The 21,726-nt window shown below is 58.2% G+C and carries 21 protein-coding genes; 12 read left to right on the top strand and 9 right to left on the bottom strand.

The window, feature by feature from the left end; all coding sequences use genetic code 11:
* Positions 1 to 25: 25 nt before the first annotated feature.
* From ABJI08_RS08240 to ade, 3 genes are all read right to left on the bottom strand, one after another.
* Positions 26 to 313, bottom strand: a complete 288-nt coding sequence (locus ABJI08_RS08240) for an HU family DNA-binding protein (RefSeq protein ID WP_209357665.1) — start codon at positions 311 to 313, stop codon at positions 26 to 28.
* Positions 314 to 444: 131 nt separating this feature from the next.
* Positions 445 to 1,923, bottom strand: a complete 1,479-nt coding sequence (locus ABJI08_RS08235) for an AMP nucleosidase (RefSeq protein ID WP_348401343.1) — start codon at positions 1,921 to 1,923, stop codon at positions 445 to 447.
* Complete coding sequence (gene ade, locus ABJI08_RS08230; RefSeq protein WP_348401342.1) at positions 1,920 to 3,728, bottom strand: adenine deaminase; 1,809 nt, start codon at positions 3,726 to 3,728, stop codon at positions 1,920 to 1,922. Before ade ends, ABJI08_RS08235 begins: the two co-directional genes overlap by 4 nt.
* Positions 3,729 to 3,800: 72 nt before the next feature.
* Between ade and ABJI08_RS08225 the strand changes: the two genes are divergently transcribed.
* Together ABJI08_RS08225 and ABJI08_RS08220 are read left to right on the top strand one after the other, a co-directional pair.
* Positions 3,801 to 4,223 carry a glyoxalase gene (locus tag ABJI08_RS08225; protein ID WP_348401341.1) on the top strand — a complete coding sequence of 141 codons (423 nt, stop codon included), beginning with the start codon at positions 3,801 to 3,803 and terminating at the stop codon, positions 4,221 to 4,223.
* Between the two features lie 84 nt (positions 4,224 to 4,307).
* Complete coding sequence (locus ABJI08_RS08220; RefSeq protein ID WP_348401340.1) at positions 4,308 to 5,063, top strand: class II aldolase and adducin N-terminal domain-containing protein; 756 nt, start codon at positions 4,308 to 4,310, stop codon at positions 5,061 to 5,063.
* Here the strand turns inward: ABJI08_RS08220 and ABJI08_RS08215 are convergent.
* On the bottom strand, positions 5,051 to 6,010 hold the full coding sequence (locus ABJI08_RS08215; RefSeq protein ID WP_348401339.1) for a GlxA family transcriptional regulator: 960 nt from the start codon (positions 6,008 to 6,010) through the stop codon (positions 5,051 to 5,053). The genes ABJI08_RS08220 and ABJI08_RS08215 overlap by 13 nt on opposite strands.
* Positions 6,011 to 6,083: 73 nt before the next feature.
* Between ABJI08_RS08215 and ABJI08_RS08210 the strand changes: the two genes are divergently transcribed.
* The 4 genes from ABJI08_RS08210 to ABJI08_RS08195 all read left to right on the top strand — a co-directional run bounded on the left by ABJI08_RS08210 (position 6,084) and on the right by ABJI08_RS08195 (position 11,140).
* Positions 6,084 to 7,244 (top strand): acyl-CoA dehydrogenase family protein, encoded by a 1,161-nt coding sequence (locus ABJI08_RS08210; protein ID WP_348401338.1) that lies wholly within the window; start codon positions 6,084 to 6,086, stop codon positions 7,242 to 7,244.
* Positions 7,245 to 7,249: 5 nt separating this feature from the next.
* Positions 7,250 to 9,271 (top strand): acetate--CoA ligase family protein, encoded by a 2,022-nt coding sequence (locus ABJI08_RS08205; protein ID WP_348401337.1) that lies wholly within the window; start codon positions 7,250 to 7,252, stop codon positions 9,269 to 9,271.
* Positions 9,268 to 10,053 (top strand): carnitinyl-CoA dehydratase, encoded by a 786-nt coding sequence (locus tag ABJI08_RS08200; protein WP_348401336.1) that lies wholly within the window; start codon positions 9,268 to 9,270, stop codon positions 10,051 to 10,053. The genes ABJI08_RS08205 and ABJI08_RS08200 overlap by 4 nt, the downstream gene beginning before the upstream one ends.
* Before the next feature lie 226 nt (positions 10,054 to 10,279).
* Positions 10,280 to 11,140, top strand: coding sequence for an SDR family oxidoreductase (locus ABJI08_RS08195; protein WP_348401335.1), 861 nt, complete (start codon positions 10,280 to 10,282; stop codon positions 11,138 to 11,140).
* A 153-nt stretch (positions 11,141 to 11,293) separates the two neighbouring features.
* Here ABJI08_RS08195 and clpB read toward each other — a convergent pair whose 3' ends face one another.
* Positions 11,294 to 13,909, bottom strand: a complete 2,616-nt coding sequence (clpB, locus tag ABJI08_RS08190; RefSeq protein ID WP_348401334.1) for an ATP-dependent chaperone ClpB — start codon at positions 13,907 to 13,909, stop codon at positions 11,294 to 11,296.
* A gap of 257 nt (positions 13,910 to 14,166) precedes the next feature.
* On the opposite strand from clpB, the gene ABJI08_RS08185 reads away from it, so the two are divergent.
* Both ABJI08_RS08185 and pyrF read left to right on the top strand, forming a co-directional pair.
* Positions 14,167 to 14,427 carry a hypothetical protein gene (locus ABJI08_RS08185; RefSeq protein WP_348401333.1) on the top strand — a complete coding sequence of 87 codons (261 nt, stop codon included), beginning with the start codon at positions 14,167 to 14,169 and terminating at the stop codon, positions 14,425 to 14,427.
* 65 nt (positions 14,428 to 14,492) lie between these two features.
* Positions 14,493 to 15,197 carry an orotidine-5'-phosphate decarboxylase gene (gene pyrF, locus ABJI08_RS08180; protein WP_348401332.1) on the top strand — a complete coding sequence of 235 codons (705 nt, stop codon included), beginning with the start codon at positions 14,493 to 14,495 and terminating at the stop codon, positions 15,195 to 15,197.
* A 64-nt stretch (positions 15,198 to 15,261) separates the two neighbouring features.
* On the opposite strand, the gene ABJI08_RS08175 is transcribed toward pyrF, so the two are convergent.
* Entirely contained in the window at positions 15,262 to 16,455 is a 1,194-nt protein-coding gene (locus tag ABJI08_RS08175) for a biotin/lipoyl-binding protein (RefSeq protein WP_348401331.1), read from the bottom strand.
* Positions 16,448 to 16,867: a hypothetical protein gene (locus ABJI08_RS08170; protein ID WP_348401330.1), complete on the bottom strand. Its 420-nt coding sequence runs from the start codon at positions 16,865 to 16,867 to the stop codon at positions 16,448 to 16,450. Before ABJI08_RS08170 ends, ABJI08_RS08175 begins: the two co-directional genes overlap by 8 nt.
* Positions 16,868 to 17,152: 285 nt before the next feature.
* On the opposite strand from ABJI08_RS08170, the gene ABJI08_RS08165 reads away from it, so the two are divergent.
* The 3 genes from ABJI08_RS08165 (at position 17,153) to ABJI08_RS08155 (ending at position 19,823) form a co-directional block, all read left to right on the top strand.
* Positions 17,153 to 18,646, top strand: a complete 1,494-nt coding sequence (locus tag ABJI08_RS08165; protein ID WP_348401566.1) for an FMN-binding glutamate synthase family protein — start codon at positions 17,153 to 17,155, stop codon at positions 18,644 to 18,646.
* A gap of 68 nt (positions 18,647 to 18,714) precedes the next feature.
* Positions 18,715 to 19,617 (top strand): protein-methionine-sulfoxide reductase catalytic subunit MsrP, encoded by a 903-nt coding sequence (msrP, locus tag ABJI08_RS08160; RefSeq protein WP_348401329.1) that lies wholly within the window; start codon positions 18,715 to 18,717, stop codon positions 19,615 to 19,617.
* Entirely contained in the window at positions 19,614 to 19,823 is a 210-nt protein-coding gene (locus ABJI08_RS08155) for a GDCCVxC domain-containing (seleno)protein (RefSeq protein ID WP_348401328.1), read from the top strand. Before msrP ends, ABJI08_RS08155 begins: the two co-directional genes overlap by 4 nt.
* Positions 19,824 to 19,836: 13 nt before the next feature.
* Here ABJI08_RS08155 and ABJI08_RS08150 read toward each other — a convergent pair whose 3' ends face one another.
* Positions 19,837 to 20,493, bottom strand: a complete 657-nt coding sequence (locus ABJI08_RS08150; protein ID WP_348401327.1) for a hypothetical protein — start codon at positions 20,491 to 20,493, stop codon at positions 19,837 to 19,839.
* A 163-nt stretch (positions 20,494 to 20,656) separates the two neighbouring features.
* On the opposite strand from ABJI08_RS08150, the gene msrQ reads away from it, so the two are divergent.
* Complete coding sequence (gene msrQ, locus ABJI08_RS08145; RefSeq protein ID WP_348401565.1) at positions 20,657 to 21,253, top strand: protein-methionine-sulfoxide reductase heme-binding subunit MsrQ; 597 nt, start codon at positions 20,657 to 20,659, stop codon at positions 21,251 to 21,253.
* Positions 21,254 to 21,452: 199 nt separating this feature from the next.
* On the opposite strand, the gene ABJI08_RS08140 is transcribed toward msrQ, so the two are convergent.
* Positions 21,453 to 21,726, bottom strand: a 274-nt coding sequence (locus ABJI08_RS08140) for a hypothetical protein (protein ID WP_348401326.1), incomplete at its 5' end; no start/stop codon positions are given.

Raw genomic sequence — 21,726 nt, 5'->3', positions numbered from 1 at the left:
CCTTTGAGTAAATCGTTAAGCCGACTTAGCCGTTCACGCTGTCTTTCAGCGCCTTGGCAATGGTCATTTTGACCACCTTGTCAGCTTCTTTCTTGATCTGTTCGCCGGTGGCTGGGTTGCGCACCATACGCTCGGGGCGTTCGCGGCAATAAATTTTGCCAACACCGGGCAGAGTTACAGCACCGCCGCCTGACACTTCGCGAGTGATCAGAGCGCAAACAGCGTCCAGTGCTGCGCCTGCGGATTTCTTGTCAGAGCCCATTTCTTCGGCCAGAGCGGCAACGAGTTGGGTCTTGGTCATCGGTTTTGCCATTTCAGGTCTCCTTGTTTGCCCGACTACTTGGGCCTCATGGCGGGCATTTAACGGGATATGGTATGCGAACACAATCAGTAGTGTAGTCAAAAACTATGTTTTTTAGGGGTTTCTGGCCAGTTTTCGCCGGGTCACAGGAAGGCGGTCTCATCAAACGAGCGCAATTTCCGTGAATGGAGCCGTTCAAGAGGCATTTCGCGCAAAGCCTCCATGGCCCTTATGCCGATTAAAAGATGGCGTGCAACCTGCGTTTGGTAGAATTCGGATGCCATGCCGGGCAGCTTAAGTTCGCCATGCAGTGGCTTGTCGCTGACGCATAGAAGCGTGCCATAGGGGACGCGAAACCGATACCCATTGGCGGCGATGGTCGCGCTTTCCATGTCCAGCGCAATGGACCGCGACTGGCTGAGCCGCTGAACCGGGCCGGTGTGCTCCCTGAGTTCCCAGTTGCGATTGTCGATTGTGGCCACGGTGCCGGTGCGCATCACCCGTTTCAGGTCATAGCCGCGCAGTTCGGTGACATCCGCCACGGCCTGTTCTAATGCGATCTGCACTTCGGCCAGTGCGGGGATTGGAATCCAGACCGGCAGATCATCATCCAGCACGTGATCTTCGCGCAGATAGGCGTGGGCCAGTACAAAATCACCCAGCGACTGCGAATTGCGCAATCCGGCGCAATGGCCAACCATAACCCAGGCATGCGGGCGCAGAACGGCGATGTGGTCGGTGGCAGTTTTGGCGTTGGACGGGCCGACGCCAATATTGACCAGCGTGATGCCCGACCCGTCGGCGCGTTTCAGGTGATAGGTCGGCATCTGTGGTTGCTTGTCGACCGGCGGAATTGGCGCGTCGGCGCTGGTGATCTCGGTATTCCCGGTGCTGACAAAGCTGGTATAGCCGCTGTCCGGGTCTGCCATCACCTTGCGCGCATAGGCTTCAAACTCGGTCACATAGAATTGGTAGTTGGTGAACAGCACGTGATTCTGAAAATGCTCGGGGTCAGTGGCGGTATAATGGCTGAGCCGCGCCAGAGAATAGTCAACGCGCTGGGCAGTAAAGGGGGCCAGCGGGCCAACGCCATTTTCATCATGGCTGTGCATGCCATTGACGATGTCGTCATTGGTGGTCGACAAGTCGGGCACATCAAAGATGTCGCGTAGGGTAAAATCGGTGGCTCCGGCCTGAGGTACGCTCAGATCCGTTTCAGAGGTCACGGCAAAATGCACCGGGATTGGCGTTTCTGAAGCGCGCACCGTGACAGCGACATTGTGATTGCAGAGCAGCAGGTCGATCTGTTGTTCCAGATAGTTGCGAAACAAATCGGGGCGGGTGATGGTGGCCGCATGCACCCCCGGTTCTGCAACATGGCCAAAAGACAGGCGGCTGTCGATCTTGGCAAAGCTGGTCGTGGTGATGCGAATCTCAGGGTAGAACGCGCGGATGCGGTGTCCCTCGGGACCATTGCGCAGCGTGTTGCGGAACTGTTCACACAGAAAGGAAACGGCCGTTTGATAAAGCTCTTCCAGCCGGGTGACAGCATCGGCGGCGCTGGTGAAGGCCTCGGGGGCCGGGACATCAGGGGTCAGTACAGAAGTGTGTTGCGGTGTCATTCAGTGGCCTTAATCACGTCGGTGAGTTCAAATTTAGTGACATCGACAAGGCCGAGGTCAGAAATACGCAGGTCGGGGATCACGACAAGCGCCAGCAGGGAATGCTGCATATAAGCGTTGTTCAGCGTGCAGCCGCATTGCTCCATTGCGTCAACCATGGCCTGCGCGCTTGCGGCGACATCAATTGCCGGGCTGTCTGACATCAGACCGGCGATGGGCAGTTCCACCAGCGCAATCTCCTCGCCGTCTTTAAAGACAGTGACACCGCCGCCAACGGCACCAAGCCGATTGGCCGCCAGCGCCATGTTGGCTTTGTCTGTGCCCACCACAATCATATGGTGGCTGTCATGCGCCACGGTCGAGGCCATCGCCATATTGCCGGTATATCCAAAGCCCGAAACAAAACCGTTGGTCGTGGCCCCGGTGGCGCGGTGGCGTTCGACCAGCGCAATTTGGGCAATATCAGTCTCTGTATCGCCCTGAACGATACCATTTTGAACCGACAGCGCGGCCGTCAACGCCTTGGTCGGGGCCTGATTTTCAACCACGCCAATCACGTTGGCGGTGACAGATGTGGCGCCCTCAGGTGCGGGGATGTCAAAGTCTGGCGCGGTCCGGTCGCGGCCCAGGTTCACAGTTTGGCGGGCATGGTCGGGCCAGTCATAATGCGGGCAGTCGACGGCAATCACACCATCGCGCGCCACGGTCTGTCCGCGCGCAATCACGTGCTCAATGGGCAGGGTTGTCAGATCGCTGGTCAGGATCACGTCGGCACGTCTTCCGGGTGCAATAGAGCCTAATTCACGTTCCAGGCCAAAATGCGTGGCCGTGTTAATCGTGGCCATTTGCAAGGCAATCACCGGGTCGCATCCACAGGCAATTGCATGGCGCACAACGCGGTTCATATGACCGTCATTCACCAGCGTGCCAGAATGGCAATCATCCGTGCACAGGATAAAGCTGCGCGGATCCAGACCCTTTTCTGTGACGGCGGTGATCTGAGTTTCCACATCATACCACGCGCTGCCCAGTCGCATCATCGACCGCATGCCCTGACGTACACGGGCAATGGCGTCGGCCTCGCAGGTGCCTTCGTGATCATCCGCCGGGCCGCCCGCCGCATAGGCATGAAAGGCCGGGCCAAGATCAGGGCTGGCGTAGTGCCCGCCGACGGTTTTACCGGCGTTCTGGGTGGCGGCGATTTCGGCCAGCATTTGCTGAGAGCCGTTGACCACGCCGGGAAAGTTCATCATTTCGCCCAGCCCGATAATACCCGGCCAGCTCATCGCGGCGCTTACGTCATCGGGGCCAATTTCGAACCCTGTGGTTTCCAGCCCCGGTGCGCTGGGCGCGCAGGACGGCATTTGCGTAAAGATGTTGACGGGTTGCATCAGCGCCTCGTCATGCATCATGCGCACGCCCTCAAGGCCAAGCACATTGGCGATCTCGTGCGGGTCGGTGAACATGGACGTGGTGCCATGCGGGATCACGGCGCGGGCAAATTCGGCCGGGGTCAGCATACCGGACTCGATATGCATATGCGCATCACACAGCCCCGGGATCATAAACCGGCCATTGGCCTCGATGATCTCGGTATCGGGGCCAATGCAATGGCTGGCATCGGGGCCGACATATGCGATGCGGCCTTCGGCCATCGCAATATCGTGTTCTGGCAAAACCTCTCGGGTGTGTACATTCACCCAGCGGCCATTGCGGATGACCGTGTCTGCGGCGTCACGTCCGGCGGCTACGGCAACAAGGCGGGGGGCCACATCGGCCCATGATCTGAAAAGTGTTCGCTCCATGGCGCACGTTGACACGGGCTGCGGCAGTGATCAAGCTCGCCGCATGTGAAGCTTTTGCGAAAGGTCCTTGTGGTGGATTTTGAAACAGTTGGAGCCGGGGATTTCGGGCGCTCTCTGCGTGGTGTTGGGCTGAACCTTGTGGTGCGGGATGTGACCGCACTTTGCGGTGTACTAGAGACTGTATTTGCCATGAAATCCCATCAGGTCACGGCAGATTTTGCCATCGTCACCTATGGCGAGGATGTGTTTCAGCTGCACAGCGACGGAACCTATCATTCCAATCCTTTGCTTGGGCTTCTGCCAGAGGCAGGCGCGCGGGGGGCCGGGTTGGAAATCCGGCTTTATGACACAGACCCGGACATCGCCGCCAAAGTGGGGCAAGCGGCGGGCATGCATCTGTTGCAGGCGCCAACCGACAAGCCCCACGGGCTGCGGGAATGCTATTTGCTGTGCGAAAACGGATATGCGTGGGTGCCCAGCCGACCGTTGGAGTAGGTGCGGGCACGGGACAACGCGATTTTTGTTGGCAATGTCGCCGATGCATGTGCAGGCTTTGGCGTGGCATCGGAGGATACGTAGATGAGCATCACAGAACTGCGCCCCAATATGGAGCATTGGCAGGAACGCGTTGACATGGCGGCGGCGTTCCGCTGGACCGCGCGGCTGAACATGCATGAAGGCGTGGCCAATCATTTCAGCCTGTCGATAAATGACGATGGCACGCGGTTCCTGATGAACCCGAACCAAATGCATTTCAGCCGTATTCGCGCCAGCGATTTGCTGGTGGTGGATGCCAATGACCCCGAAACGCTGACCGGGCCAGATGCACCGGACCCAACGGCGTGGGGGTTGCATGGCGGGATGCATCGCCATTGCCCGCACGCCCGGTGTGCCATGCATGTGCATTCGATCCATGCCACGGTTCTGGCCAGCCTTGCAGACAGCAGGTTGCCACCGATCGATCAGAACTGTGCCACGTTCTTTAACCGCTATGTGATCGACGAGTCCTATGGCGGGTTGGCGTTTGAAGATGAGGGCGCGCGCTGTGCCGGGTTGATGCGCGATCCTAAGCAAAAGGTGCTGATCATGGGCAATCATGGTGTGATGGTCATTGGTGACAGCGTTGCCGACACATTCAACCGACTGTTCTATTTCGAACGGGCTGCTGAAACCTATATCCGGGCCTTGCAAACCGGTCAGCCGCTGCGTGTGCTGCCCGATGACATTGCGGAAAAGACCGCGCGCGAGCTGGAGGAATACCCGGAGCAAGATGTGCGCCATCTGGCAGAGCTAAAGGCCATTTTGGACAGTGAGAAATCAGACTACGCGACCTGAGATGTGATTGAGGCGCGCAGCGCGCGTGGCGTGGCGCCAAATTCGGTGCCAAAGGCGCGGGTCATGGCCGCTGGGTTGGCGTATCCGCTGCGCAGCGCAATTTCGGCAATCCCGAGATCGCTGTCGACCACCAGCTTGCGCGCCAGATTAAGGCGCAGGCGACGGTAGACCGTTGTCGGTGTGGTTCCCAGTTCGGCGCGCACTCTGAGTTCCAGCGCCTTTTGTGTGCTGCCCACCCGGCGCGCGATTTCGCCAATCCTAAGCGGGTGTTCCAGATGATCCTGCATCAAGGCCAGCGCGCGGTTCACGACACGTCCTGCCGGGCTGGCCCCGCCGCTGTGAGAGCGGGCAGAGTCGCGTGTCATGAACAAATGCGCGACCTCCAAAGCCAGGGCCTGACCGTGGTCGCGCCCGATCATGTGCAGCACCAGATCAAAGGCAGCCATGGCCCCGGAACACGTGACCCGGTTGCGATCTATGACAAAGCGTTCGCGCCGGGCGTCGATCTCGGGGAATCGTTCGGCAAAGGCAGAGAGTTCTTCCCAGTGAATGGTGGCGGTGTGTCCCTCTAACAATCCGGCCTCTGCCAAAAGCCAGCTTCCGGTGTCCATGCCCAACAGCGTTTGAAACCGATGCGACGCGGCGCGCAGCCCAGATTGCGTGGACCATCTGGCGTGATCGCGAAATCCGTAGGATGGCATCACAACCAGCGCGTCTCCGGTTGCCGCGCTCAGCTGCCCGTGCGGCACCACGGGCAGGCCGCTGGAACTGCGCACAGGGCCTGCGCCCAGCGCCAAAAAGCTCCAGTCATAAAGCGCGCGATTTGACAGCATATTGGCCGCGCGCATCGGTTCGATCGTGTTGGCGAGGCAATGATTGGAAAAGCCCTCGAACAGCAAAACGCCGAAATGCTGCGACGCGGCGGGTGATTTTGTCCAGCTCTGCATGAAAAAACACTAATCCTGCATGAATGATTTCCGCAAGCGGTTTCAAATATTGCGGCAACAAAGGATCAGCGCGATGCAATATGGGTTGAACGAAGAGCAGGAAATGATTGCCGCAACGGTGCGCAGTTTCGTGGAAAACGAAATCTACCCACACGAGGACATGGTCGAGCGAACCGGAGCGGTGCCCGAGGACATTGCTGCCGGGATCAAACAAAAGACGCTGGATCTTGGGTTTTATGCCTGCAATTTCCCCGAAGAGGTCGGTGGTGCCGGGTTAAACCATCTGGAATTTGCTCTGGTCGAACGGGAATTGGGGCGCGGTTCGATGGCGCTGACGCATTTCTTTGGCCGCCCTCAGAATATTTTGATGGCCTGTGAGAGCGAACAGCGAGACCGGTATCTGTTGCCTGCGGTGCGCGGTGAACGGATGGATGCGCTGGCCATGACCGAGCCGGGCGCCGGGTCGGATGTGCGCGGCATGAAATGCGCGGCGGTGCGCGATGGCGCGGATTGGGTGCTGAACGGCACCAAGCATTTCATTTCCGGCGCAGAACATGCGGATTTCGTGATTGTATTTGTCGCTACCGGCGAAGACATGACCCCGAAAGGCCCCAAAAAGCGCATCACCACGTTTCTGGTGGATCGCGGCACGCCGGGGTTCACAATCCGCGATGGGTACGCGTCGGTCAGCCATCGCGGCTACAAGAATATGGTGCTGGACTTTGATGATTGCCGCCTGCCTGCCGCTCAGGTGCTGGGCGAGGTGGATGGCGGCTTTGCAGTAATGAATGAATGGCTTTATGCGACCCGCCTGACGGTGGCGGCGTTTTGTGTGGGACGTGCCCGTCGGGCGTTTGACTTTGCGCTGAACTATGCCGCGCAACGGGAACAGTTCGGCCAGCCGATTGGCAAATTTCAGGGGGTTGGCTTTCAGATTGCCGACATGATCACCGAAATTGACGCGGCGGATTTGCTGACTTTGGCGGCGGCGGACCGACTGGACAAGGGGTTGCCTGCCAACCGGGAAATCGCGTCGGCCAAGCTCTATGCCTCGGAAATGCTGGCGCGGGTCACGGATGCCGCGATTCAGGTGCATGGTGGTATGGGTTTGATGGATGACTATCCGTTGGAACGATTCTGGCGCGACGCCCGGGTGGAACGTATCTGGGACGGCACCAGCGAAATTCAGCGTCATATTATCAGTCGCGATTTACTGCGCCCATTAGGGGCGTGAGGCGCGTGCAGACCGACCTTTCCAGATTGTTTTGTCCGACCAGTGTCGCGGTGATTGGCGGTGGGGTGTGGTGCCGCGAAGTGATTGTGCAATTGCGCAAGCTGGGCTTTGCGGGCGACATCTGGCCCGTGCATCCCACAGCGCAGCATATTGCAGGTGAAGCGGTGTTTGCGCGGCTTGAGGATTTGCCGCGCGCGCCGGATGCGGCCTTTGTCGGGATCAATCGCCACGCTTGTATCGAGGCCGTCGCGGTGCTGGCACAAATGCGGGCCGGGGGGGCGATCTGTTTTGCCTCTGGCTTTGCCGAGGCTGCGGTTGAAGACGTCGCCGGGACCGATCTTCAGTCCCGGTTGGTGAAGGCGGCGGGTAATATGCCGATTCTGGGGCCAAATTGCTATGGGATGATCAATGCCATGGACGGCGTGGCGATTTGGCCGGATCAGCATGGGTGCGATGTGGTGTCAGGCGGGGTGGCCATTCTGACGCAAAGCTCAAACATCGCCATCAACCTGACCAATCAGCGCCGCGCCTTGCCAATTGCCTTTGTCGCGACCTGTGGGAACATGGCGCAGCTTAGTCAGGCGGCGATTGCGTTGGCCTTGCTGGAGGATCCGCGCATCACCGCCATTGGCCTGCACGTCGAAGGCTTTGCCGATCTGCGTGGTTGGGAACGTTTGGCGCAAAAGGCCCATGAACGTGGCGTGCCGGTTGTTGTGCTTAAGGTTGGCGCGTCGGAACTGGCGCAGGCGGCAACCGTGTCGCATACGGCGTCATTGGCTGGCAGCGATGCGGGGGCGCAGGCGTTGATTGACCGGCTGGGGTTCGCCCGCGTGCATGATCTTTCTGTGTTTCTGGAAACGCTGAAACTGTTGCATATGACCGGGCCCCTGGCATCGTCGCAGATTGCTTCGATCAGTTGTTCGGGCGGCGAAGCCAGTTTGATTGCGGATACGGCGCAGGCTGTCGGGCTGACCTTTCCGCCACTTGGTGAACATCAGAAACGCGCCTTGGCCGAGGTGCTGGGACCGATGGTGGCTCTGGCCAATCCGTTGGATTACCACACATATATCTGGCGCGATGTGGATGCCATGGCACGGGCGTGGGCGGCGATGATGGACTCGGGTGTTGGGTTGACGGTTTCCATCGTCGATTACCCGCATGAGAACCGGCAGGATTGGGAATGCGCGACGCAAGCGGCAATTCGGGCATGTGCCGCGACCGGGCGTCCGATGGCTGTGGTCGCCAGCCTGCCGGAACTGATGCCTGCGGATGTCGCGCAGGCATTGGCCGCTGGTGATGTCATGCCGTTGTTCGGGTTGCGTGATGCGGTTGCGGCTGTTGCGGCCGCGGCGTCGATCAGGGCACCTGATGCGCGCGCGTTGGTTTTGCCGGGGGGTGCGCGGTCGTGTGAAGTGCTGGAAGAGGATGTCGCCAAATCCCATCTTGCGGCATTTGGCGTAGATGTTCCGCGTGGGGTTACGGTGCAGGCCGCGGACGATTTTCTGTCGCTCACGGCAAGCTTGCGCGGGCCCTTGGCTCTCAAAGGTCTTGGACTGGCACACAAGACGGATGCGGGGGCGGTTCGGCTTGGATTGCAGCACGCAGACCTGACGGAAGCCACCCGGCAAATGCCTTGCGACCGGTTTCTGATCGAGGAAATGGTACAGGACGGAGTTTGCGAGCTGTTGATTGGTGTGACCCGGGACGCGGCACATGGGTTTGTGCTGACGCTTGGGGCTGGCGGCGTGTTCACCGAAGTGTTGGAAGACTGTGTTTCGGTTCTGGTGCCAACGGACCGGTACGGTGCGAAACAGGCACTATTCCAGCTGAAAACAGCCCCAATTCTGAATGGATACCGTGGAAAACCAGCTGCGAGACTCGGTGCCATTCTGGATGCCATTGAGGCGGTGCAAAACTATGTGCTTGCCAATGCAGACACGCTTGAAGAAGTTGAGATTAACCCGCTGATCTGCACGCCCGAACGGGCAGTGGCAGTGGATGCGCTGATACGAAAGGGAACAGCATGAGCGACGGACCTGTGAAGACGCGGAGCGAAGGCTCGATTCTGGAAGTGACGCTGGACAGGCCCAAAGCCAACGCCATTGATCTGGTGACAAGCCGGATGATGGGCGAGGTGTTTCGCGCCTTTCGCGATGATCCCGAGTTGCGCGTTGCGATCCTGACCGGTGGCGGGGACAAGTTTTTCTGTCCCGGCTGGGATTTGAAAGCGGCGGCTGATGGTGATGCGGTGGACGGTGATTATGGCGTCGGTGGGTTTGGCGGCTTGCAGGAATTGCGAGACATGAACAAGCCGGTGATTTCCGCGATCAACGGGATTGCCTGTGGTGGTGGGTTAGAGCTGGCGTTGTCGGGTGACATTTTGCTTGCGGCGGATCATGCCAGCTTTGCCTTGCCTGAAATACGGTCCGGCACCGTGGCGGATGCGGCCAGTGTTAAGTTGCCCAAGCGAATCCCGTATCACATTGCCATGGAACTGTTGTTGACCGGGCGTTGGTTTGATGCTGACGAGGCGCACCGCTGGGGGCTGGTGAATGAAATTGTTCCGGCTGATCAGCTGATGACCCGCGCTTGGGAGCTGGCGCGGCTTTTGGCCAGCGGACCGCCCCTGGTTTATGCGGCGATCAAAGAGATTGTGCGCGACGCCGAGGATTCGAAGTTTCAGGATGCCATGAACCACATCACCCAGCGCCAGTTGCGCAGCGTGGATGTGCTTTATGCAAGCGAAGACCAGATGGAAGGCGCGCGTGCCTTTGCCGAAAAGCGCGATCCGGTGTGGCAGGGCAAATGAACGACCAGGGTGTAAACTGGCCTTGATAGAGCGCCGGACGTCTCTGGCGGGAGTATTCTGGAACAATGAAAAACGGCGCCAATTGGCGCGAGGGCGCATATTGTGACCACGCAACACGTACATGGCGTGCGCGAAGTTTGGGCGCATCGTCGCAGTGGGGGCAAACACACCCATTAAATCGGACGCTGACCTTGTGTCCCGGGCGGTGCAAAGGCAATTTGCGGACATGACACAGACTTTGCTTTCTCTGGGGCATGGCTACACCGCCCGTGCGCTTGCCCGTCGTTTGGTGCCCCAAGGCTGGACCGTTATTGGCACCGTGCGCAACGCGGATCAGGTTGAAATTATTCAGGCCGAAGGCGCGCGCGCATTGCTTTGGCCAACAGATCTGACAAAAGCGCTGGCGGGAGTTACCCATGTGCTGACATCGATCCGGCCGGACAAGGCGGGCGATCCGGTGTTGCGGGTCGGGCGCGACGCGCTGGCGGCGGCGCCAGATTTGCAATGGGTTGGATATCTTTCGACCACCGGCGTTTATGGCGACATGGATGGCGGTTGGGTGGACGAAGACACGCCGCTTGATCCCGGAGGCGCGCGTGGCAAAATGCGGGTGCTGGCCGAGGCGGAATGGCGCGATATCCAAGGCTTACCGCTGCATATCTTTCGTCTGGCGGGCATTTATGGCCCCGGTCGCGGACCATTTGCAAAGTTGCGCAATGGCACGGCACGCCGGATCATCAAGAAAAATCAGGTGTTTTCGCGCGCGCATGTCGATGACATAGCGCAGGTGCTGGAGGCGTCGATGAAAACGCCCAATCCGGGGCGGATTTACAACGTGTGTGACGACACGCCCGCGCCGCCGCAGGACATTCTGGCATATGCCGCCGAATTGCTGGGCATGGACCCGCCGCCCGAAGTGCCGTTTGAGACTGCAGACATGACACCCATGGCGCGCAGTTTTTACAGCGATAGCAAAAAAGTGCGTAATGACCGCATCAAGGACGAATTGGGCGTTGTTTTGAAATACCCGAATTATCGCGATGCGCTAAGATCGATGCTGGCTGAGGAGCAAAGCGCGGACCGCTAGGCGCGCTTTGTCGTCCGGGTTGGTCCGTTTTAGAGTTCGCACTTTTGTTGTGCGCCGTCTGTTACGGAGTGCTCACAACCAGATACCTGTCGGTGTTCGTGAAAAAGCCCGGAGCATTGACCCGGGCTTTCCTATCCAGTTTCAAGCGTAGTTTTAGTGCACCACGGCATCATCCGGTTTGGGTTTGTCGGTGGTGCCCACGCGATCCCCTATGATCAACCCGTCGGCGCCGACGCTGACCGGAACCGTGTCGCGGTCTTTGATGTCGCCGGCCAGCAACGCCTCGGCCAATGGGTTTTGCAAGGCACGCTGGATCACGCGTTTCAGGGGGCGCGCACCAAACACCGGATCGTATCCTTCGTCCGCCAGCCACGTCTTGGCGGCATCGTCCAGCGCGATGGTGATCTTGCGACCGGCCAGCCGTTTGCGCAGCAGACCCAGCTGAATGTCGACAATGCCATCCATATCCGCGCGGGCCAGACGGTCAAAGATGATCGTCTCGTCCAGACGGTTCAGGAATTCGGGCCGGAAATGGGCGCGCACGGCGTCCATCACATCGCGACGTGCATCCGATGCATCCGCCCCTTCGGGCAACTGGCTGAGCGCCTGCGCACCAAGGTTCGACGTCAGGATGATCAGCGTTTGCTTAAAGTCCACGGTGCGGCCCTGACCATCGGTCAGCATGCCGTCATCCAGCACCTGCAGCAGCACATTGAACACATCCGGGTGCGCCTTTTCGACCTCGTCAAACAGCACAACCTGATAGGGTCGGCGCCGCACGGCTTCGGTCAGAACACCGCCTTCGTCATAGCCAACATAGCCCGGAGGCGCACCGATCAGGCGGGCCACCGAATGTTTCTCCATGAATTCTGACATATCGACGCGCACCATGGCGCTGTCATCGTCAAACAGGAATTCGGCCACGGCTTTGGTCAGCTCTGTTTTACCCACGCCGGTTGGCCCAAGGAACAGGAAGCTGCCCAATGGGCGGTTCTCGTCGTTCAGACCGGCACGCGCACGGCGTACGGCGTTGGCGACAGACGTGACCGCCGCATGCTGGCCGATCACCCGGCGATGCAGGTCATCCTCCATGCGCAGCAGCTTTTCACGTTCGCCTTCCAGCATTTTCGAGGTCGGAATACCTGTCCAGCGCTCGACAACCAAAGCGATCTGTTCCGGGCGCACGGCTTCTTCGACCACCATGTCCGCCCCGGCGGCTTCGGCGTCTTCCAGCTGTTTTTCCAGACCGGGGATCACACCATAGCTGAGCTCGCCCGCCTTGCCGAGGTTGCCCTCGCGCTTGGCGATTTCCAGTTCGGCGCGGGCGTGGTCCAGCAACTCTTTCAGATCACGGGCCGAGGCCAGTTTATCCCGTCCGGCCTGCCATTGCGCGGTCATCTCGGACGAGCGGTCCTGAAGGTTGGCGAGATCTTTCTGCAGGGTTTCCAGACGGTCCTTGGAGGCCTGATCATCCTCAAGCTTCAGGGCCTCTTCTTCGATCTGCAACTGCAGGATCTGGCGATCCAGCGCGTCCAGCTCCTCGGGTTTGCTGTCTACTTCCATGCGCAGCCGCGATGCGGCCTCGTCGACAAGGTCAATCGCCTTGTCGGGCAGGAAACGGTCGGTGATATAGCGCTGCGACAGGGTCGACGCCGCCACCAAAGCTGAATCAGCGATGCGCACACCGTGGTGCAGCTCGTATTTTTCCTTGATGCCGCGCAGGATTGAGATTGTGTCTTCGACGGTGGGTTCTTCGATCAGTACCGGCTGAAATCGCCGGGCCAGTGCCGCGTCTTTTTCCACGTATTTGCGATATTCGTCCAGCGTGGTCGCACCAATGCAATGCAGCTCACCGCGCGCCAGTGCCGGTTTGATCAGATTGGCCGCATCCATTGCGCCATCCGCCTTACCAGCGCCAACCAGCGTGTGCATCTCGTCGATGAACAGAATGATTTCACCGGCTGCTTCGGTGACTTCGGTCAGCACGGCCTTGAGCCGCTCTTCGAATTCACCACGGTATTTTGCGCCCGCGATCAGCGCGCCCATGTCCAGCGCCAACAGCTTTTTGTTGCGCAGGGATTCAGGCACATCGCCATTGATGATGCGCAGCGCCATGCCTTCGGCAATCGCGGTTTTACCCACGCCCGGTTCCCCGATCAGCACCGGGTTGTTCTTGGTCCGACGGCTGAGCACCTGCATGGCGCGGCGAATTTCGTCGTCGCGGCCAATAATCGGGTCAATCTTGCCCTCGGCCGCGGCATCGGTCAGGTCGCGCGCGTATTTCTTAAGCGCGTCATAGCCTTCTTCGGCAGACGCGCTGTCGGCGGTGCGGCCTTTGCGGATGTCGTTGATTGCCGAATTCAGTGCCTGCGCGGTTACGGCGCCTGCTTCCAGGGCGTCTTTGGCTTTGGATTTCACCATCACCAGCGCCATCAGGATGCGCTCGACCGGTACAAAGCTGTCGCCCGCCTTTTTGGCAATCTTTTCAGCCTCGCCAAGCACCTTGGCGGTGGCATTGTCCAGATAGGGCTGACCAGTGTCGCCGCTGACCTGTGGGATTTTGCCCATGGCGGTGTCAATGGCGTCGCGCACGCGATCCGGCGCGCCGCCAGCACGGCCAATCAGGTTGGCGGCAAGCCCCTGGTCATCATCCATCAATGCTTTCAAAAGATGTTCGGGCACCATGCGCTGATGGTTTTCCCGCATCGCAATGGTCTGTGCAGCCTGAATAAAGCCGCGCGACCGCTCCGTGAACTTGCTCAAGTCCATCGTCACTCTCCTTTTATAAGCGCCCCTTTGAAAAAAACGCCCGCTGTGCGGCACGTCCCGGTATGGGCCTCAATCCCAATGTGGGGCGTGTTTGCCCCGCGTTCAAGAGAGTGTGAGGGGGAATCAGGAAAGATAGCGATAACAGCGCGCTGAGCCACGGAAAGGATAGGAAATCGCCCAATGGCCTGACCAATTTCGCCGCATTCTGAACCGATGATGGGCGGCACGAGCAGTAAAAAATAAAAAGTGAGGACGCCATGCACGTCACTGATATTCAGATTTCCAACCCAACCTATCGCCAGTCTCTTGGTGAACTCAGCGCCGTTGTTTCGCTGAGCGCCGACGCACGCGACGTACGCGTCCTGTGCAACGTCGAGAGCCAGCCCGAAGAAGAGCCAACCAAGGGACGACTGGCCTTGATCCGGGACGCATTGCGCCAATTGCGGCGGATGCCGGAATTGCGCGCTGGTCGCGAAGAACTGTCGTTTGCCCCCGGCGTTTACCCGTCAGAGCTCTGAGCAGGACTTGACGTCGCCCGAAAGGGCGGCAACAAGGGCGCATCCCAAATTCAGGAGCGCCCCACGTGACCAGTCCGTCCGACGACCGTTTGATCGTAGCCCTTGACGTGCCCAACGCACTTCAGGGGCTGAAGCTTGCCGAAACTATTGGCGAGTCCGTGTCTTTTTATAAGATCGGGCTGGGCATGTTGACGGGTGGCGGCCTGGCTTTGGCCAATGAGCTGAAGCAGGAACATGGCAAGCGCATCTTTCTGGACATGAAGCTGTTTGATATCAGCAATACGGTGGAAAACGCTGTGCGCGGGCTGGCCCAGTTTGATCTGGACTTTCTGACCGTTCACGGTGATCCGCATGTGGTGCGCGCCGCCAAAGAAGGTGCGGCCGGAACCAATCTGAAAATTCTCGGTGTGACCATTCTGACGTCACTGGATCGCGGTGATCTGGACGCAAGCCTGATCAAACCGGGTGACGTTCAGGAGCTTGTGGTCGAACGCGCCGCGCGGGCGCTTGATGCCGGTGCGGACGGTGTGATCGCAAGCCCGCAAGAGGCCGCGCTGATCCGTGCCTTGCCCGAAGCCAGTGGCCGCCTGATCGTGACCCCCGGAGTGCGCCCGACCGGTACGGCGCTTGGGGATCAGAAGCGCGTTGCCACACCGGCAAGCGCAATTTCGGATGGGGCCGATCATATCGTTGTCGGGCGTCCGGTCTATGCCTCGGACAACCCGCGCGCCGCGGTAGAGGCGATCGTGGCTGAACTGGCTGCAATCTGATTTCTGACGGCTTGCCGAAATCTTACGCGGCAATATCGCGGCCCGAAACCGGGCCGCGTTCTGATCAGTGACCGCCACCTAACAGTCCAACACCCAACAGGATTGACCCGAAAACCTTCAGGCGCAATCCGGCAGCTTTGACCATGCCGGTGGCGCCGATGATATGGCCCGCCGTGCCTTCGAGGTTGGCCGTATAAGCCTGAACAATGCAGCCGGAGCCATCCAGGAGCATTTCTTCATGCTCTTTATGCTTCAGTTCCAGAAACACCAGAACCGTGCCACGTTGCGTCGCCTTGCCCATATCCAGCAACTGAGAGTCAGGTGACACCTGCCCGGTGGCAATGGCGGGTTGCACCGAACTCACATGCGCTGGCATCACCGAATTGCGGAACATCAGATTTGCATTGCTGTCGCAGGCGATTTCGGCGGGCATGCCTTCATAAATTGTTTCCAGTGCGACCTGAGAAAATCCAGCCGTTATACGCGTTGGAATATCGGTCGGCCGATCCGGGATAATGATCATCGCCGGGCGCAGAACAAGCGTCGTGGCCGGGCTGCCGATTGCCAGAGAAAGCTGGGTCACTTCTCCACCAGTCAGGCTGTGCACTTCGGTGAACGCCAGCGCGGTCTTTGCCGATTCAATTGCAGCTTCTGCGGCCTTGCGTTGTGCAGGCAACGAATCTGCAACGTCGATCTGCGCGAGATCCAGCTGCGCTTCGGCGGCTTTGATTTCGGCCTCGGTTGCCGCGACCGATGTTTCAAGTGACAACACCCGGTCCGCGCGGCCAACACCGCGTTCCACAAGTGTTCTGGCATCTTTCAGGTCATCCACGAATTTGGCGAGCTGTGCCTGAGCTTCGTCAACTGCGGATTGGGCGACGATCACTGTGTCTTTGGCCTTGGCTTCGGTCGCAGTCAGCAGATCCAATTGTGCTTCGGCCTCGGCAAGTGCAGCTTTTTGCGCGCTGTTTTCGATGCGAAACAACAGATCGCCTTCTTCGACACGTTGTCCGTTGACGACCGCGATTTCAGTGACCGGACCAGATGTCTGGGCCACAACCGAGACGGTGCGGAATGGCACAACACCGGCATAGGTTTTGGGGTGGAAATAGAAGATGGTCAGGAACAGGCAGAACGCCAGCGCCGCCCACAAGAAAACCGCTGTTTTCATGTTCCAGACGGTCATGGCCTCGCCACGTCGTTTCAGTTGGTAATAGCGAAAGATTGCGGGGAAGGATGTAAACAGGAGTTCAAACATCTGAATTCTCCTCCTGCTCTGTTTTCTGGGCAACGGCGTCCGCTGCTGATTCCGCGACATGTACCGAATCTGCGTCGAATATGTTCTCGCCCGCTCTTATTCTGAGATGAAAGCGCGCCCAATCGGCCATTAACGCAATCAGAATGGCGCTCAGCGGCAACAGGATGTGAAAGTGATTGAGCGGGAACAGTTCATACAGCAAAGCAATGGCCAGCAATGTCGGGATGGTTTTGGCCAACGGCGTGCCTTGTGCCTGATGTTCGGCCCAACGGTCAAAGGCAGCATAAAGATACACCAGCCCATATAGTCCGGCGACCAGTATGACCATCGCCACCACCGCGAAAAAATCAGCTTCTCCCGGTGGCACAAACCAACTTGGTTCGGCATGACCGCCTGCTTGTTCAGTGCTCATAAATTCAACCCGTTCCGTCAGATGGCCACCTGAAAAACATGGCAGCCGTAGTCAACATTATCAGGCAAGGCTTAGTCGATCATCATAAATTAGTCTACTGAGGTGGGGCTTCAGAAAACGCTGCCTGTCGACGGCTTGGCCAATGTACGTCAGTGTTTTGACCTGTTTCTTTCTGAACTCTTCGTGATCGTGATTTGCAGCCGGGAAATTCGCTGTACACTCTCATAAAATTCGCAAAGCAGCTTTGACACGCATCAACACGAAAGAACCACTATGAATGTTTCAATGGAACAAGCCTTCGACGTTGTCGAATTCCTTGGCCTACTCTTTGTCCTGATTGTCGCCATTATGGTGGTTGCGGCGGCGGTTATGTTTGTCATCGACCGATCCCAGACCGGGGATGCCATTCGGCGCAACTATCCGGTGATCGGACGGTTCCGGCATGTGTTTAGCGAATTGGGCGAATTCTTCCGTCAGTATTTCTTTGCCATGGACCGGGAAGAGTTGCCGTTTAACCGTGCGCAGCGGGAATGGGTGGCGCGATCCGGGTCCGGCGCGGGCAACACCATTGCGTTTGGATCGACGCGCAACCTGAATGTTGCGGGCACGCCGATCTTTGTGAATGATCCGTTTCCACATTTGGACGACGAATACACCAGTTGCGAACCGCTTTTGGTTGGCCCCACCGCCCGCACGCCATTTCTTGCGCCGTCGATCTTTAATATTTCGGGCATGAGCTATGGTGCGATCTCAAAGCCAGCGGTGCAGGCGCTGAGCCGGGGTGCGAAGGAAGCGGGCGTCTGGATGAATACCGGCGAAGGCGGGGTCTCTCCGTTTCACCTCGAAGGCGGGGCCGATCTTGTCTATCAGATCGGTACTGCGAAATTTGGCGTGCGCGATGAAACCGGTGGGCTGTGCGACGACAAGCTGCGCGAGGTCGCATCGCATGAATGTATCCGCATGTTCGAGATCAAGATGGCGCAGGGGGCCAAGCCCGGCAAAGGTGGCATTTTGCCCGGCGCAAAGGTCACCGAGGAAATTGCGAAAATTCGTGGCCTGAAAGTGGGGCAGGACGGCATCTCTCCCAATCGGCACCGCGAGATCGACAATTTTGACCACCTGCTGGATATGATCACCCATGTAAGAGAGGTCACTGGCAAACCGGTTGGGATCAAAACCGTGGTAGGCGCCGAAGAAGCGTTCCGCGATCTGTTTGAAACCATCGCCCGACGCGGACCCGAGGCGGCGCCCGATTTCATTACCATTGATGGCGGCGAAGGTGGCACCGGTGCTGCGCCCATGCCGCTGATTGACCTTGTTGGTATGCCCGTGCGCGAGGCGCTGCCGTTGGTGGTTAATCTGCGCGATGAACACGGGCTTCGTGACCGTGTCCGCATTGTTGCCAGTGGCAAGCTGGTCAACCCCGGCGACATCGCATGGGCGCTTGCGGCGGGGGCTGACTTTGTCACCTCGGCGCGTGGGTTTATGTTTGCGCTGGGCTGTATTCAGGCGCTCAAATGCAACAAGAACACCTGCCCGACCGGAATCACCACGCACGACCCGCGTTTTCAAAAGGGGCTTGTGGTCGAAAGCAAATACAAACGCGTCGCCAACTATGCCAAGGGCATCATCAAAGAGGTGGAAACTATCTCGCATTCGGTTGGCGTTTCAGATCCGCGTAAACTGGGCCGTCGCCATGTGCGCATCGTTCAACCCAATGGCCGGTCAGAGCCGATGAACAAGATCTATCCAAGTTACAGTGCGACCACGTCATCGTGAGATGACGTGTCTGGTGCCCGCGGGCCCACATATAGTACAGCCAAACAAACTGAATGACGGAGAACCTGATGGCCAAACGCTGGACGAACGACCTGACACATGCCGATGTGACCCCCGAGGGGGCCTTTCTGAACCGACGTCAGATCATGGCCGGCCTTGCGGGGATTGGCATGGCAGGTCTGGCCGCCCCGGCGCGCGCCAACACTGACCTTGAGCCAACCGATTGGGATGTCATCACCCAGTACAATAACTTTTACGAGTTCGGCACAGGCAAAGACGACCCGGCGGCAAATGCCCATACCCTGACCACCAGCCCGTGGACCATCAAGATTGACGGGATGGTCGACAAGCCCGGCGACTATGCGCTGGACGATATCATGTCCAAAATGACCATCGAGGAACGCATCTATCGTTTCCGCTGTGTCGAGGCGTGGTCGATGGTTGTTCCGTGGAACGGGTTCGAGCTTAAGGATTTGCTGGATATGGCCGGGGTCAAACCCGAGGCCAAATACGTGGCCATGGAAACGCTTTTCCGCCCCGAGGAAATGCCTGGTCAGAATGTGCCGTTTATTGAATGGCCCTATGTCGAAGGGCTGCGGCTGGACGAGGCGATGAATCCGCTGACCATTATGGCGAGCGGCATCTATGGCAAGGACATCCCCAATCAGAACGGAGCGCCGTTGCGATTGGTTGTGCCATGGAAATACGGGTACAAGTCGATCAAATCGGTGGTGCGCATCACGCTGACCGACAAAGAACCGCCGACCAGCTGGAACAAGGCGATCCCAAACGAATACAAGTTCTACAGCAACGTGAACCCCGAAGTGGATCATCCACGTTGGAGTCAGGAGACGGAACGGCCAATTGGTGGTGGGATTTTTGCCAAGCGCAAGCCAACCCTGATGTTCAACGGGTATGAGAAAGAAGTTGCGTCGCTTTATGAAGGCATGGACCTGAGGAAGTATTTTTGAGGGTCGAAACCCACTCTCTTTTGACATGCCCGTCCTGCGGGCATGAACAAGTGTTCGTAATGCCAACGGACTCGTGCCAGTATTTTCTGGAATGCCCTGCCTGTGAGATGCTTATCAAACCCGAGGACGGAGATTGTTGTGTCTTTTGTTCTTATGGAACGGTTCCTTGCCCGCCTATTCAAGAAGGCAAGGAATGTTCTTCCTGAGGGCATGGACGGATCAGACGCCCAGCCGCTGGCGCAGAAGCGGCATTGGAACAATCATGCCGTTGTTGACGTTCGCATGTGCGATTTCCTGCATTTCATCGATGAACATGTCACGGTGAGACAGGGATTTGGGGATATACAGCGGCTTTTGATCAGAGAACGTCAAAACCAGCGCCGGACGCGTCGCATGCGGGCGAATTTCAAGCAGGTCATCCATGGCCCGGACCTGACGTTTCATGTCTACGCCATAGGTGGCTATCAGCCCCTGACCCCAGACCACGCGCTGCTGAGACAACACCATAAACCAGCAATAGCCGAAACCCAGATAAATGCCGCCAAGGATCATCCGCTGCGCGGACGCAGAGCTGATGCCAATCGAACCAAGCATAGACGCGACATCCGACACCATCAAAAGCGCCAGCGCCGCCAGCGGCGCAATCAGGCGCATGGCCAGAGATGCACGCAGTTCGTGCAGCCCGTTGCCCAGATCAACGGGACTCTGACGGAACACTGTCGACAGGCTGGCGGCACCGGTTTCTTCAAGGCTGCCGTTTTTTGCATGGATCGATGTGACGTCCCGGTTGCGCACCCAACGCGTCACGCCAAAGGTGACCAACCACGATGTGGCAAGGCAAAGAATAAGAAGAATACTGTTCTGGTCAAAACTCATAAAAACAAACCCTGTGGGAAAGTGGAAATTTTCGCACCGCAAATGACTCGCGGCATGGATCTAAGATCACTGCGCAATGGGACTGAAATTGGGCGGGGATGCGAAGAAGTGCAGACTTCTGTGCCGGGTCTCTGCCATGATGGTTAACAAGAGGTTAGTTTTGATCGACGCGCTCAACCAGTCATTGCGCCGGTTTCCGGTGTGGACGCTTTATATGCTGTCCGTGATCTATCCGGTCTGGCTGTTCTATCGGGCTGTAAACGGCGGGCTGGGCGTAGACCCGGTCAAGGTCATGGAGCACGATATGGGCCTTAAGAGCCTGCAGCTCATGATCCTTGGTCTCAGCATCACACCGCTGCGCCGGTTTGTCGGTCTGAACCTGATGCGGTTCCGGCGGGCGATCGGTCTGATCGCTTTCCTGTATATATGTCTCCACATGTTGATCTGGTTGGTGCTGGATGTTCAGATCCTGTCCCAGATCTGGGCCGACATTCTAAAGCGTCCTTATATCACCATCGGTATGACCGGCTTTGCTGTCTTGGTGCCGCTGGCTGTGACGTCCAACAACTGGTCAGTGCGCAAGCTGGGGCGTCGTTGGAACAAGCTGCACAAACTGGTCTATCTGGCGGGGCTATTGGGGGGCGTGCACTTCTTTATGTTGTCGCGTGGATTTCAGTATGAACCACTGATCTATCTTGGGGTGGTTGTCCTGCTCGTGGGGCTGCGCGCCATTCCCCGGCGCCGTGCGGCGCGCGCCTGACGCGATTCTGCGCAATGAGACCGTCGTGATACCGACATAATACCGACGGGATGCCGAAAGCGTCCTGTTTGACCCGAGTCGCCGCCGTTGCGACTCGCGAGTCGGGCCTGTCCTGTGATTTGCGGCGCGATTCCTGTCGAAATGAGCCCTGGAATGCAGGCGTATATAAGAAAGGCTGTGGATAAGTGCAGGTGCAGCATTAACGACGTATCAAGGGGCGTAATTTTGTTGCGTTTGAGAGCGTGTTTTTGAAATCGACCTTGGGTAAGGTATTCATTTTACAGGGAAAATAGGAAAAAACAGAAAAAGATGAAGTTTTTGAGAAAAAGGGGTTGCGGCCATGGCGATCAAACCGTAGAACCCCCCTCACCGGCGGCGCAGAGATGCACCAACGGGGCGCCAGACGGAGCGGCGGACGGGATCGAGAGAGACAGTTCGGAAGCGAAGCGCGGCGGAAAATTTTGAGGTTTATG

It is taken from the genome of Shimia sp., from assembly GCF_039969785.1.
Taxonomy (GTDB): domain Bacteria; phylum Pseudomonadota; class Alphaproteobacteria; order Rhodobacterales; family Rhodobacteraceae; genus Shimia.
The sequence above is the reverse complement of the archived record's forward strand: the minus strand, read 5'-3'. Positions and strand labels throughout refer to the sequence as shown.